This window comes from Pontivivens insulae (genome assembly GCF_900302495.1).
In the GTDB taxonomy this organism is placed as follows: domain Bacteria; phylum Pseudomonadota; class Alphaproteobacteria; order Rhodobacterales; family Rhodobacteraceae; genus Pontivivens; species Pontivivens insulae.
The window spans coordinates 620,126-632,668 of record NZ_OMKW01000003.1 but is presented as its reverse complement, the minus strand read 5'-3'; the positions used below and the strand labels follow the sequence as shown (position 1 = coordinate 632,668).

13 protein-coding genes and 1 tRNA gene are annotated in these 12,543 nt (G+C 63.7%); 8 read left to right on the top strand and 6 right to left on the bottom strand.

Translation table 11 applies throughout. The features are described 5' to 3' along the window. Nucleotides 1–64 precede the first annotated feature (64 nt). The 5 genes from POI8812_RS13650 (at nt 65) to POI8812_RS13630 (ending at nt 5,080) form a co-directional block, all read left to right on the top strand. Nucleotides 65–140: transfer RNA gene (locus tag POI8812_RS13650), tRNA-Glu, on the top strand. 270 nt (nt 141–410) lie between these two features. Then, the gene (locus POI8812_RS13645; protein WP_108783126.1) at nt 411–1,064 is read left to right on the top strand and encodes an ABC transporter ATP-binding protein; all 654 of its coding nucleotides are present in this window, start codon (nt 411–413) and stop codon (nt 1,062–1,064) included. Beyond that, nucleotides 1,061–3,475 carry an ABC transporter permease gene (locus tag POI8812_RS13640; protein WP_108783125.1) on the top strand — a complete coding sequence of 805 codons (2,415 nt, stop codon included), beginning with the start codon at nt 1,061–1,063 and terminating at the stop codon, nt 3,473–3,475. Before POI8812_RS13645 ends, POI8812_RS13640 begins: the two co-directional genes overlap by 4 nt. Beyond that, nucleotides 3,465–4,538 carry a lipocalin-like domain-containing protein gene (locus tag POI8812_RS13635; protein ID WP_108783124.1) on the top strand — a complete coding sequence of 358 codons (1,074 nt, stop codon included), beginning with the start codon at nt 3,465–3,467 and terminating at the stop codon, nt 4,536–4,538. Before POI8812_RS13640 ends, POI8812_RS13635 begins: the two co-directional genes overlap by 11 nt. After that, the gene (locus POI8812_RS13630) at nt 4,535–5,080 is read left to right on the top strand and encodes a pyridoxamine 5'-phosphate oxidase family protein (RefSeq protein ID WP_108783123.1); all 546 of its coding nucleotides are present in this window, start codon (nt 4,535–4,537) and stop codon (nt 5,078–5,080) included. The genes POI8812_RS13635 and POI8812_RS13630 overlap by 4 nt, the downstream gene beginning before the upstream one ends. On the opposite strand, the gene POI8812_RS13625 is transcribed toward POI8812_RS13630, so the two are convergent. Then, nucleotides 5,077–5,388 carry a hypothetical protein gene (locus POI8812_RS13625; protein WP_108783122.1) on the bottom strand — a complete coding sequence of 104 codons (312 nt, stop codon included), beginning with the start codon at nt 5,386–5,388 and terminating at the stop codon, nt 5,077–5,079. The two genes, POI8812_RS13630 and POI8812_RS13625, sit on opposite strands and share 4 nt — an antisense overlap. An 11-nt stretch (nt 5,389–5,399) precedes the next feature. Then, nucleotides 5,400–6,059 (bottom strand): thiamine diphosphokinase, encoded by a 660-nt coding sequence (locus tag POI8812_RS13620; protein ID WP_108783121.1) that lies wholly within the window; start codon nt 6,057–6,059, stop codon nt 5,400–5,402. A 102-nt stretch (nt 6,060–6,161) separates the two neighbouring features. On the opposite strand from POI8812_RS13620, the gene POI8812_RS13615 reads away from it, so the two are divergent. Next, on the top strand, nt 6,162–6,920 hold the full coding sequence (locus tag POI8812_RS13615; RefSeq protein ID WP_108783120.1) for a hypothetical protein: 759 nt from the start codon (nt 6,162–6,164) through the stop codon (nt 6,918–6,920). Here POI8812_RS13615 and POI8812_RS13610 read toward each other — a convergent pair. After that, nucleotides 6,917–7,381, bottom strand: a complete 465-nt coding sequence (locus tag POI8812_RS13610; RefSeq protein ID WP_108783119.1) for a CreA family protein — start codon at nt 7,379–7,381, stop codon at nt 6,917–6,919. The two genes, POI8812_RS13615 and POI8812_RS13610, sit on opposite strands and share 4 nt — an antisense overlap. Before the next feature lie 78 nt (nt 7,382–7,459). Next, on the bottom strand, nt 7,460–8,227 hold the full coding sequence (locus POI8812_RS13605; RefSeq protein WP_108783118.1) for an NAD kinase: 768 nt from the start codon (nt 8,225–8,227) through the stop codon (nt 7,460–7,462). Nucleotides 8,228–8,337: 110 nt separating this feature from the next. On the opposite strand from POI8812_RS13605, the gene POI8812_RS13600 reads away from it, so the two are divergent. Beyond that, nucleotides 8,338–8,796, top strand: a complete 459-nt coding sequence (locus POI8812_RS13600) for an AAC(3)-I family aminoglycoside N-acetyltransferase (RefSeq protein ID WP_108783117.1) — start codon at nt 8,338–8,340, stop codon at nt 8,794–8,796. On the opposite strand, the gene recJ is transcribed toward POI8812_RS13600, so the two are convergent. Continuing rightward, nucleotides 8,797–10,560 carry a single-stranded-DNA-specific exonuclease RecJ gene (gene recJ, locus POI8812_RS13595; protein WP_108783116.1) on the bottom strand — a complete coding sequence of 588 codons (1,764 nt, stop codon included), beginning with the start codon at nt 10,558–10,560 and terminating at the stop codon, nt 8,797–8,799. 222 nt (nt 10,561–10,782) lie between these two features. Here recJ and POI8812_RS13590 point away from each other — a divergent pair, with 222 nt between their 5' ends. Beyond that, complete coding sequence (locus POI8812_RS13590; RefSeq protein ID WP_108783115.1) at nt 10,783–12,069, top strand: homoserine dehydrogenase; 1,287 nt, start codon at nt 10,783–10,785, stop codon at nt 12,067–12,069. A gap of 26 nt (nt 12,070–12,095) precedes the next feature. Here POI8812_RS13590 and POI8812_RS13585 read toward each other — a convergent pair whose 3' ends face one another. Then, the gene (locus POI8812_RS13585; RefSeq protein WP_108783114.1) at nt 12,096–12,527 is read right to left on the bottom strand and encodes an MAPEG family protein; all 432 of its coding nucleotides are present in this window, start codon (nt 12,525–12,527) and stop codon (nt 12,096–12,098) included. Nucleotides 12,528–12,543: the final 16 nt, after the last annotated feature.

The window sequence follows — 12,543 nt, the reverse complement described above, 5'->3', positions numbered from 1 at the left end:
CCCCCGGACGATTCCCCTAATTACCCCCTCACAGCGCGGCGAGGCTGACCACTCGCCAACGGATGCGCCCTTCGTCTAGTGGTCTAGGACGCCGCCCTTTCACGGCGGAAACACGGGTTCGAGTCCCGTAGGGCGTACCACTCTCCTTCTGATCTCTGTCGGACTAAGCGGTGCTCGCACGTTGGCCATTATCGATTTGGCCGTTATCGCTTTCGCAATGCCGGGAAAGAGACGACCACAGGTTAAGTGTGATGGGGCAACCGAACTGTCGCCCCCCTCCCGACACATATGACATTGCCCGAGACACGGGCTGACGCGCTTCACCCCGCAGGGTTAAGCACGGGCGAGATGTCGCGCTGGGCACCATCCAATCGGTCGACTATATCAATGGCGATACGCTGGAGGGCCCGATGCTTGTCGCGAAATCCGTAGAGAAGAGTTTTCAAACCTCCAACGGCCCGCTCCCGGTGCTGCGCGGCGTCGATCTGTCCCTCAAGTCAGGAGAAACACTCGCCCTGACGGGAGAATCGGGAAGCGGTAAATCCACCTTTCTGCATCTTGCCGCGGGCCTCGATACTATCGATGCCGGTACAATCACCATCTCCGGTACCGATGTCGGTACGCTCAGCGATGCTGGCCGTGCAGAGCTGCGGCGCAGTCGCCTCGGCCTTGTCTTCCAGCAATTCAATCTGATTCCCTCCTTGAGCGTGGCGGACAATCTCGCCTTTCAGGCCCGTCTCGCCGGTCGGCTGGACCCTGCCTGGCAGGTCGAGATAACAGAGCGGCTCGGCCTCGCTGATCTGGGGGCCCGGTGGCCAGAGCAACTGTCCGGCGGTCAGCAACAGCGCGTGGCCGTAGGGCGCACGCTTGCCGCACGCCCCGATCTGATTCTCGCCGATGAGCCGACGGGAAATCTGGATGAGGCGACGGGCGATCAGGTTCTCGATCTGATGTTATCGCTGGTCGCGCAAAGTGGGGCCGCCCTTTTGATGGTTACGCATTCCGACCGCCTTGCCGCTCGGCTCGACCGTCGGGTGCATCTGCGGCTGGGGCAATTGGCGTGACAGCGCTCGTCTTCCGCACGCTGCTCAGCCATTGGCGCCGTCGCCCCTTCCAGATTGTCACGCTGCTGCTGGGGCTGACCGTGGCGACGGCCCTGTGGTCGGCGGTGCAGGCTGTGAATGCGGAGGCGCGCGCCAGCTACGCGGCGGCGGCAAGCCGGCTGGGCGGCGACCAACTCGACAGCTTTACGGTGCAGGGCGCGAACAGCTTTGATCAATCCGCCTATATCGCCCTGCGCCGCGCCGGGTGGGAAGTGTCCCCCATGGTCGAAGGGCGCATCAGGCGCGCTGATACGACCCTGCGGATCATCGGCTTCGACCCTCTAACGGCCCCGCCGCAAATGGGGACGGGGGCAACGCTGGACGCGGATGAGCTGGGCGGTTTCTTCGGGCCGGGCGGGGTCGCATTTGCCGAGCCCGATCTGATCGCGCGGCTGGATGGTGTCGACCTTCCTGAACTGCGCGCCGTCGACGGGACGCCGCCGCGCACCCTTTTGATGGACATTGGTGCGGCGCAACGCCTTCTGGACCTGGACGGTCAACTCACACGTCTGGTGAGCGTGCCGACAGCCACCGGCCCTGATCCGAGCGATGTGACCGGCTTGGCCTTCACCCGGACCCCACCGGAGCAAGGCAACGATATCAACGCGCTCACCGACAGTTTCCACCTCAATCTGACGGCCTTTGGTGTGCTAAGCTTTGTGGTCGGGCTTTTCATCGTCTACTCGGCGATCGGATTGGCCTTTGAGCAACGCAAACCGATGCTGCGCACCTTGCGCGCCTGTGGTGTGCCCTTGGCTCGCCTGCTCTGGGTGATGCTGGCGGAGCTTGCAGCACTGGCCCTGATCGCAGGTCTGGCCGGGGTTGCGCTGGGCTATTTTGTGGCCGCGGCATTGCTGCCAGATGTGGCTGCGACGCTTGACGGCCTCTATGGCGCGAATGTCGATGGGACACTTGCTTTCCGACCGGGCTGGTGGGCCGCCGGGCTGGCCATTTCAATGCTGGGTGCACTCATCGCGGCGGCGGACACCTTGTGGCGGACGGTCCATCTGCCGCTGCTCGCACCTGCTCAGCCGAATGCCTGGTTGGGGGCACAACGCCGGGCGATGCGCTGGCAGATCATGGCCGCGTCCCTCTTCATTGCGCTCGCCATTCTTGGTGCGGCCCTTGCGAACTCCCTGATCGCGGGATTCGCCCTGATTGCTGCACTTATGCTGGGGGCCGCGCTTGCGCTGCCGACGCTTCTGTCTTTTGCTCTACGGGTCGGGGCCGCGCGTGCCCGTGGGCCGGTCTCACAATGGGTTTGGGCCGATGGCCGCCTGCAATTGTCCCGCCTGTCGCTCGCCTTGATGGCCCTGCTTGTGGCGCTGTCGGCCAATATCGGCGTCGGGACCATGGTTTCCAGCTTTCGCGAGACGTTCACAGGCTGGCTGGATCAACGCCTCGCATCTGAAATCTACCTGACCGCGCGGGACGAGGCGCAGGCTGACGCGATCCTGACCTATGTTGCGCCCCGAACCACAGCCCAATTGCCGATCTTTTCGACAGACCTGCGCTGGCAGGGCCAACAGGTTGAACTGTTTGGCGTGGCGGATCACGCGACCTATCGGGACAATTGGCCGCTCATCGCGCAAGGGCCCGCCCCCTGGGACCAACTGCGTGCGCGGACGGGCGTTTTGGTCAATGAACAACTCGCGCTGCGCGAAGGCATCTCTCCGGGCGACCGTCTGTCACTGCCCACACCGTCCGGCCTTTGGGCGCTTGAGGTGGCTGCGATTTACTCCGACTACGGCAACCCCAGGGGCCAGCTCATGGTAAATGTCGCCGGTTTGACCGAGCGGTTCCCGGATGTGGATCGCTTGCGCTATGCGCTGCGCCTGCCCCCCGGTCAGGCGCCCGACCTGATTGCCGACCTGACAGAACGGTTTGATCTGGGGCCGCAGCAGATCATCGATCAGCAGGCCATCAAGTCGTTATCGCTTTCGATATTCGAACGCACCTTCACCGTGACCGCTGCACTGAATGTACTGACCCTTGGCGTGGCGGCCCTCGCGCTGTTTACCGCCATGCTGACGTTACAGTTGATGCGTCTGCCCGCTGTCGCACCGCTTTGGGCGATGGGCCTGACGCGCGCGCAACTGGCGCGGATCGAAATGGGGCGCACGGTGTTGCTGGCATTGCTGACCGGGGTTCTGGCCATTCCCGTCGGACTGGCGCTGGCATGGGTGCTGATGACCATCATCAATGTGCAGGCCTTTGGCTGGCGATTGCCGATATTCCTTTATCCGCTCGACTGGTTGCGCCTTGTTTTGCTTGCGCTGGTGGCGGCGGCGCTTGCCGCAGCCCTTCCCGCGCTCCGCTTGGCGCGCACGCCACCCGGTGCCTTGCTCAGGGTCTTTGCCGATGAACGCTGAACGCTTTTTCCCGCTGCTTTTCGCGATGCTGCTGTTGCCGGTGGCTGGCTTGGGGCAAGGCTTTGCCGGTTTGGGGACCGACGCGGGGGAGGGGTTTGCCGTGCCAGATCCCCAGACCCGCTTCTCATTTCCCGACGATCACGGCCCGCATCCCGACTATCGCATCGAGTGGTGGTATCTAACCGCCAACCTGCAAGATGAGGCCGGGCGAGACTATGGCATTCAGTGGACACTCTTCCGCTCTGCCCTCGCTCCGGGCGAGGCGGAGGCATGGTCCAGCCCTCAGGTCTGGATGGGTCATGCCGGGTTGACGACGCCAGAGGCGCATTTCGTGGGCGAGCGTCTGGCGCGCGGCGGCATCGGGCAGGCTGGCGTTGTCGCAGACCCGTTTGCGGCGTGGATCGACGATTGGTCCTTCGAGGGCGCGACCCCCGCGAATGCCAGCCTGGGCGCCAGCGGTGACGGCTTTGCCTATGCGCTCGAGTTGTCGAGCGACGCCCCCTTCGTGCCGCAAGGGGAGGATGGCTACAGCGTCAAGTCTGCCGAAGGGCAGGCCAGCTACTACTATTCCCAACCGTTTTACACCGCTGAAGGTACTCTGACCGTTGGCGATCAGCAGATCGCGGTTACCGGTACGGCATGGCTTGACCGGGAATGGTCCTCGCAACCCTTGTCAGACAATCAGACGGGGTGGGACTGGTTCTCCCTTTCGCTTGAGGACGGGCATCGCGTCATGGCGTTTCGCCTGCGACAAACGGACGGCACCGCCTACCATTCGGGCACATGGATCACCCCTGAGGGAACGCCGCAGCCGCTCGCCCCCGACGCGCTCAGGTTCACGCCGCTCGCGACCACGCGGGTTGAGCGTTCTGGCGCAACGCTTCCGACGCGCTGGCGGATCGAGATCCCGCAGCATGCGCTCGACATCACGGTCGACGCGCTGCAACCACAGTCCTGGATGGAGACGCTCTTCCCCTACTGGGAGGGGCCAATCGCAATCACCGGCAGCCACACCGGTCGCGGCTATCTGGAGATGACAGGCTATGATGAGGACACCCAATGACCCCGCCCGCATCTCTTGAGAGTTTCCTCAACGCGGCGTGGTCGCGCCTGTCGCGCGGTGTTGCTGATCCCAAATCGGCCTGCAACCGCCCGACATTGGCCACCACCGGGCCAGAGATGCGCACCGTCGTACTTCGTGCAGCCAATCGCGACGCCGGGACGCTCGACATCCATTCCCACGCTCAGGCCGGAAAAATCACGCAGATCGCGGCCGATCCGGCCGTCGCGCTCCACGTGTGGGATGCGCGCGCCAATCTGCAAATCCGGCTGCGCGGGCGGGCCGAGCTGCATATCGGCACGCCTCTGGCCAAGGACGTGGAGTCTCGCCTGCCAGCGCGGACCCACGAGATTTACAGGATTTCCCAAACCCCCGGCGCGATCATCCCCTCCCCTGAGGTGACGCGCTTCGATGGTCCCCCAGCTTTCGCGCTGATCCGCGTCACGCTCGATCAGATTGAGTTGCTGCACCTCGACCGCAGCCGCCACAGCCGCGCGCTGTTCTGTCGTGAGGATGGATGGACGGGCAGCTGGCGTGCGCCCTAGCCGCGCAGCGCGCAGAGCTTGATCAACTGGGTGAAATCGATCAGCCGCTGGGTCTGCCCGCGCGCCTCGGCACTTTGCCCGATCAATCCTTCGCTGATCCCAACCCCTTCCAGCTGACCCGTGGCCAAAAGCGTGCGCGCCAGCGTCTCGCCCTGAGCAACAAGGCCCAACAACCGCTCGGTCGCGGCAAGTTCCTGACAATCCATCGCCAGGATCCGCTCGACAACAGCCTGTGCCACATCCGGGGTGGCGGGCTGGGTCGGCGCTGTCTCGGCGGCGCATCCGGCCAAACCGACCAGGGCGGCCATCGCAGTTGCTCTTACCATTTCAAGGCCTTTCTCAAGGTGTTCAGATGGTCCATCGGCAGGATCAGCAAAGCGGTCCCCTCCGTTATCTCAAGCTCAACCGGGCCCAGCGTCACGTTGGAAGTCCCGATCAGACCCAGCGGGTCCAGCGTCACGTCCTGCAACGCCCAGTGCAGCCCGCTCGAATGCCCCCGCACTCGCGTCATGGGGTAGAGCGAAAATCGGACACCCTCTGGCAGATCGAGTGCGATGCGTGCGGGGCAATGTACGATCAGATCTGGCCCCCCCAGCACAATCACGCGCCCCGCGGGGAACCGTGCCAGCACGGACATCGTCGCCAATGTGTGATCTGACCGCCCGCCCAGAAACCCGGTGGCGAGCACACCAGGCGCCTCAACGCGGGCAAGGCACTTCTCAAAATCCGTCGTGTCCTGCTCGGCGACGTGATGCAGGGGCACGCCGAGGGCCCGCAATTGCTCGGGGTCGCGCACCGAATCCAGATCGCCAATCACGGCATCCGGCCTGTATTCGCGCTGCAACAGCACATCCGCGCCACCATCTGCTGCAATCAGCGGAAGCCCCATGCCGCACAGCCTGTCGATCAGCGCCATTTCGGGCGGAGCACCCCCGATCATCACGACCGGAGAGGAGTAGGCGAGCGCTGCATCTGTCATGCTTCTGAATGTAACGTGATGTGCAGGCCGTCAACCGCTTGCCATGAGCGGCGCGCAGGGCAATATTCCGGCCATGCCCTTACCCACCCGATGAGACTGCCAATGTCCGACGACCTTCCCCGGATTTCCCTCAGCTTCGGCGCCTTCGCTTGTGAGATCGAAGGAATCGATGATCCCTTGCCGCTGCTTCAGCGCCTGATCGCCCTGTGTGAAGAAGTCGAGAAGCGCAATCCCGATTTCGGGCGTCGGGTCATTCCGCTGGACGAACTGAACGTGGCGCTCCAAACCGAAGGTCCGATCACGGCCCGGGTCGAAGATGACACCCTGATCCTCAGCTCTGATGGCCAGAGCGCCACGGCGCCGGCCCGCAGTACATTCGCTTTTTCCCGAACCCCAGATACCGGCCCTGCACAAACGGATGAGATTGCGCCAGCCCCTCTGGAGGGAGAGATCAGCTCTCTCAAAGAGATCGAGGAAAAGGCGCAGGAGCTTCCGCAGGATCAGCTTGCCTCCGCACTCGATCGTGCAATGACGGCCGGGCCGGCAGCGGCCGCAGCCAAGCCGCGGGCATCACGCCCCGTTCTTGGTGTCGCTGACTATGCAAGTCCCCGCATGCCGCGCAACGCGCTGCATGCCATCGAGATCGCGGCGGCGTGGCGTCACCATATTCAGGATCAGTCAGAGTTTGATCGTAGCACGCTTCTCTCTGATGCGGCCCTGATTAAGACGCGGCAGCCACAGGATGAGGCCACGCGGGCCGAGGCATTCGACACGCTGATCGCTCAGGCTGTTCTGCGTGCGGTCGATGGATCAGACCGCTTCACCCTTTCGCCCGCCGTCGTAGACCGCTACGCCCGTTAACCCTCGTCCCAGGGGCGGATCACCACCGCGGAAATGGAGTTTTGCGGGCTGCCTTCAATCAGGCGGTCAGAATAGGTGAGGTAGACGAACGTGTTGCGCGCTTCATCGAAGAAGCGAACGACCTGCACACGTTTGAACAGGATGGATGCGCGTTCCGAAAACACCTCGTCACCCTCTTCCAACTCATCGGGGTCATAGGAAATCGGCCCGACCTGGCGGCAGGCGATGGACGCGTCCGACGTGTCCTCCGCCAGTCCTAGCGATCCGCTGATCCCACCGGTGCGCGCCCGCGAGACAAAGCAGGACACTCCGTTCACCACCGGGTCGTCGAATGCCTCGACAACGATGCGGTGGTTCGCACCCAAAAGGCGCCAAGCGGTTGTGACTTCACCGATCTCATCGGCAAAGGCTGTGGCGGGCATCAGGATCGCAAGGGAGCTTAAAAGCGCGGCGCGCAACATGGCGGTTCCTTTCGGGATTGCATTGCCCTGAAAGCTAGGCGCGCCGCCCGCGAATTTCCATGTTCCGGCTGTAAATGCCTAGACGAACTGTTCGCGGATCAGCCGCTCTTCCAGACCGTGCCCCGGATCGAACAGCAGTCGATGGGCCACCTTTGGTTCCGACCTGATCGTCACACTGACCACGTCACGCACTTCTGTACTGTCCGCTGTCGCGGCCACAGCGCGCTTTTCCTGCTCCAGAACATCGAACCTCACCACGGCACTGCTGGGCAAGAGTGCACCCCGCCACCGGCGCGGCCGATAGGCGGAGATTGCAGTCAGCGCCAGAATGTCAGCGCCAATCGGCAGGATCGGTCCATGGGCCGAGTAGTTGTAGGCAGTGGATCCCGCAGGCGTGGAGACCAGCGCACCGTCGCACACCAGCTCGGCCATCCGCTCACGCCCATCGATAGAGATTGCCAGATTCGCGGCCTGCGGTCCCATGCGCAGCATCGAAACTTCATTGATGGCCAATGCGCTGTGGGTGGCGCCCGCACGATCGGTGGCTTCCATCCGCAAGGGATTGATCACAGCTTCCTCTGCCTCGGCGATGCGCTCGTAAAGGTCATCGGGCGCATAGGCGTTCATCAAAAATCCAACGGTCCCCCGATTCATGCCATAGACTGGCGCGGGCAGGTGTTGTGTTTCATGCAATGTGGACAGCATGAACCCGTCCCCGCCCAATGCGACGATGATATCGGCGTCCGCCTCATCGTGCTGACCATAGCGGCCTTTCAAAAGCGCGGCCGCTTCCATCGCCAACGTGCTGTGCGATGCCATGAAGCAGAGCCTTGGCCTTTCGGTCATCGCGCTGTAATCCTCTTGATCTCAGGGAAGCTGAGCATGGCGGGCCACCCAGCATCAATCAACCCACGTCCTCTCCCTTCCGTGACGTATGTAAGACCGGAGGTGTTGGAATGGATCACGATATCAGACGGATCGGGCCGGGGGATGTCGCCGGAATGCGGGCCATAAACGCGCTCTTTGCCGTGGCATTCGAGGATCAGGCGAGCTACGCAGATGCTCCGCCCCCTGATGCTCATCTCGAAGATTTGCTCGACAATCCCGGGTTCATCGCGATTGCCGCGTTTGATGGAGATCGGATGAGCGGTGCTCTTGTCGCTTACGAGCTGGTGAAGTTCGAGCAGGCCCGACGTGAGATCTACATCTATGATCTGGCAGTGGCAGAACCTGCCCGGCGCCGTGGCGTTGCGACCGCATTGATTGGATATGTGCAGTCCATCGCGCGTGAGATCGGCGCCTATGTCGTGTTCGTGCAGGCCGATTACGACGATCCGCCCGCCATCGCGCTATACGAGTCGCTCGGCATCCGTGAGGAGGTGCTGCATTTCGACATTCCGCCAACGGCGACGTGATCAGGCCACGGGGGCTGCGTCCTCAAGACGAAGCTTGGCCTTGCGCCGACCGCCCCATTCGTCGATTTCGAGCCGCCCGGCGACGTGGAACTTTGCCCCGCCGTGGTTCTCCAGCGCCGGTCCCAGTGGGCCATCAAATGCCCGGAAACAGATCGCATCCAGCCGCCCGCCACTGTCATCGGCAAAGGTAAGTCGCAGGTGGTTCTCTCCCGCGCGCTTGGCAAAGCTGATCCGCTGGGCGGCCAGCGCGTGACGTGGGGCAGGGGCACCCGCCCCGAAGGGACCCGCCTGATCCAGCGCCTCGACCAGATCGGGCTGGGCAGCCCGCGTCGTCAACAACCCGTCCAGCCGCAGGTCCTTGGGGCCAATCGCTGCCGCCCCCTGCTTGGCGAGCAGCTCAGACAGACGCTCCATTGCAGCGTCGATCTTCTCTTCATCCACCGTCAGGCCCGCGGCCATCGCGTGACCACCGCCCTTGGTGAGCAATCCTTCCCGCGTGCACGCCGCCACGGCAGCGCCCAGGTCCACCCCGGTGACCGAGCGGGCCGAACCTTTGCCAACACCTGCCTCCAATCCGATGACGACGGCGGGGCGGTTGGTGGCTTCCTTCAGACGTGCCGCGACAATGCCAACAACACCGGGGTGCCAACCCTGGCCCGCGGCCCAGACCAGCGCGCCATCCGTGCCGCGCGCCTCCGCCTGCTCCATCGCTTGCGCCAGAACCTGTGCCTCGATTTCGCGCCGCTCCTTGTTGAGCGCATCCAGCCGCTCAGCCATCGCGGCGGCTTCATGCGGATCACGGGTGGCGAGCAGGCGCGCGCCCAGATCCGCCGCCCCGATCCGACCCCCTGCGTTCACCCTCGGTCCAAGCATAAAGCCCAGATGATAGGCCGTGGGCCGCGCACTCAACCCTGCAACATCGCCCAACGCGACCAGCCCGGCACGCTCGCGACGCGCCATCACGGACAGCCCCTGCCGCACCAGCGCGCGATTGAACCCGATCAGCGGGGCGACATCTGCGACCGTGGCCAGCGCCACAAGGTCAAGCATCGCCATCAGATCTGGCACCGAACGTTCGGCCCGCAGCGCCCGATTGGCCCCCGCCAGCATCAGGAACACGACACCGGCCGCACACAGATAGCCAAGGCCGCAGTCCTCATCCTGCCGGTTGGGGTTAACCACCGCACCGGCATCGGGCAGAATTTCCCCGCCTTGGTGGTGGTCCAGCACGATCACCTGCGCCCCGGCGGCCCGCGCGGCTGCAATGGGCTCATGGGACAGCGTCCCGCAATCGACGCAGATGATCAGATCATGGCCTCGGGCCAATTGCTCCATTGCGGGCACATTCGGCCCATACCCTTCGTCAATACGGTCAGGAATATAGAGCGTCGCCGAAAGCCCCTGCTGACCCAGCCAATCCAGCAGCAGCGCCGCCGAGGACCCGCCGTCCACATCATAATCCGCAAAGACGGCGATCCGCCCCTGGGCACGCACCACGTCGCAAAACAGGGCAATCGCGGTGTCCATGTCCTTTAGCACCGACGGGTCCGGCATCAGTTCGCGCAGGGTCGGGGCCAGAAATGCCGTCGCATCTTCCGCTTCGATCCCCCGACGCGCCAGCACGGCTGCGACAGAGGCTTCCAGCCCGGCAACCTGTGAAATCCGGCTCGCCGCCCGTGCCTCATCCGCCCCCGGCCCAACCCACCGGCGCCCGCTCAGCGAGGCTTCGACGTCAAGAAAGGCAGGTGTCAGATCACGCGGCATGGCAACACATCATGTTGAGGGTGGCAGTCTCAGCTCACACCATATCCCGTGGAGCGGCCGGCGCAAACCGGAACGAAGCAAGAAACCGGGTTCCGACTGTCCTGATCCGCCCTCTGATGCACGACAACGTGATCGCACAGCCGCCGCGCGCCTATCTGGTTGCCCGCGCCCGCGCCTTCCCCTATCCCTCTGGCTCGTATGACAGCTCAAAGGAAGTTTCCCATGTCTCACCCCCTTCGCATCGCGATCGCAGGTCTTGGAACCGTCGGCGCAGGTATCGTGCGAATGATGGCGACACATGGAACGACGATGGCAATGCGGGCCGGGCGTCCGCTGGAAATTACCGCTGTCTCCGCCCGGTCGCGGGGCAAGGATCGCGGTGTCGATCTCAGCGCCTTCGCGTGGGAGGATGATCCGGTCGCCCTCGCCCGCCGCGATGATGTCGATCTGGTGATCGAGGTGATGGGCGGCGAAGACGGCCCGGCCAAGGCGCTGACCGAGGCGGCGCTGGCCGCAGGCAAACACGTCGTCACCGCTAACAAGGCGATGCTTGCCCATCATGGCCAGGCGCTCGCGACACTGGCAGAAAAAAACGACGCGATGCTGCGCTATGAAGCCGCCGTTGCGGGTGGCATCCCCGTCATGAAAGCCCTGACCGAAGGGCTGGCCGCAAATGGCATCACCCGCGTGATGGGTGTGCTTAACGGCACCTGCAACTACATCCTCACGCAAATGGAGGAGCACGGCTACGACTATGAAAGCGTGCTCAGCGCCGCTCAGGAAAAGGGCTATGCCGAGGCTGATCCCTCCTTCGATGTCGGCGGCATTGACGCCGCGCACAAGCTGGCACTGTTGGCCGCGACGGCCTTCGGCACGCGCGTCGATTTTGACGGTGTTCAAACCGAAGGGATTGAACAGATCAGCCTCGCTGACATTCTGATGGCCCGTGATCTTGGCTATCGCATCAAACTCTTGGGTGTTGCGCAGATGACCTCTGAGGGGTTGGAGCAGCGCATGCAGCCTTGCCTTGTCCCGGCGCAAAGTGCGCTGGGCGGCCTGCAAAGCGTGACCAACATGGTGGTGATCGAGGGTGATTTCGTCGGTCAGACCGTGTTTCAGGGGCCGGGTGCGGGCGAAGGCCCGACGGCGTCTGCGATCTTGGGCGATGTGATCGATATCGCCCGTGGTCTGCGCGTTCCGGCCTTCGGCATTCCGGCAGACCGCCTGACGGCACCGAACCGCTCGGCCGATGGAGCCGCGGCGGCGTACTACCTGCGCCTGACGCTGGATGACACGCCGGGCGCTTTGGCAACAGTCGCCGGTGCGTTGGCAGCCGAGGGGATCTCTATTGATCAGATGCGACAGTCCGAACCGGATGAAAATGGCGCGCTGGTCCTGATTGTGACCCATGAAACCGGGCGCGCCGCGCTTGATCGTGCCCTCAACGTCATCACGCAGAGCCCGGTCAGCCTGAAAGCTCCGGTCGCCCTGCGCATCGAAAACGTCTGATCCCTCGGATCTTATCGGGGCGCTGGTCAGACCAGCGCCAACAACCCGACCACGCACAAGCCGATATTCGTCAGCAAACCGCCGACATAGACGAGTGTGCGTGGTCCACCGGCCGCCGGTCCAAGCCCCGCATAGTAAATCCCCCAGAATGCCAACCGGCAGGCCAGATGCCCTATCGCAAGGGCGTTGACCCAGCCAGGTGCGCCTTGGGCGACAATGGCGACGGCAACGGCGATGCCAAAGGCAGGCAGGTTCTCGACCGTGTTGGAATAGGTTCGTAACACCCGAAAACTCAGACGCGAATGATCGTGTCGCAATGGCATTCCGGGCACCTGCTCACGGCGGATAAATGCAAATGGCGCGCTCAGAAATGACTGAACGGGCGCGATCAGCGCGGCCAGCGCAAGGGCAATCAGGGCGGGTTGATAGGCGGTGATCAGGGTTAGGCTCTCGGCCATGGAACGGCTCCTTCGT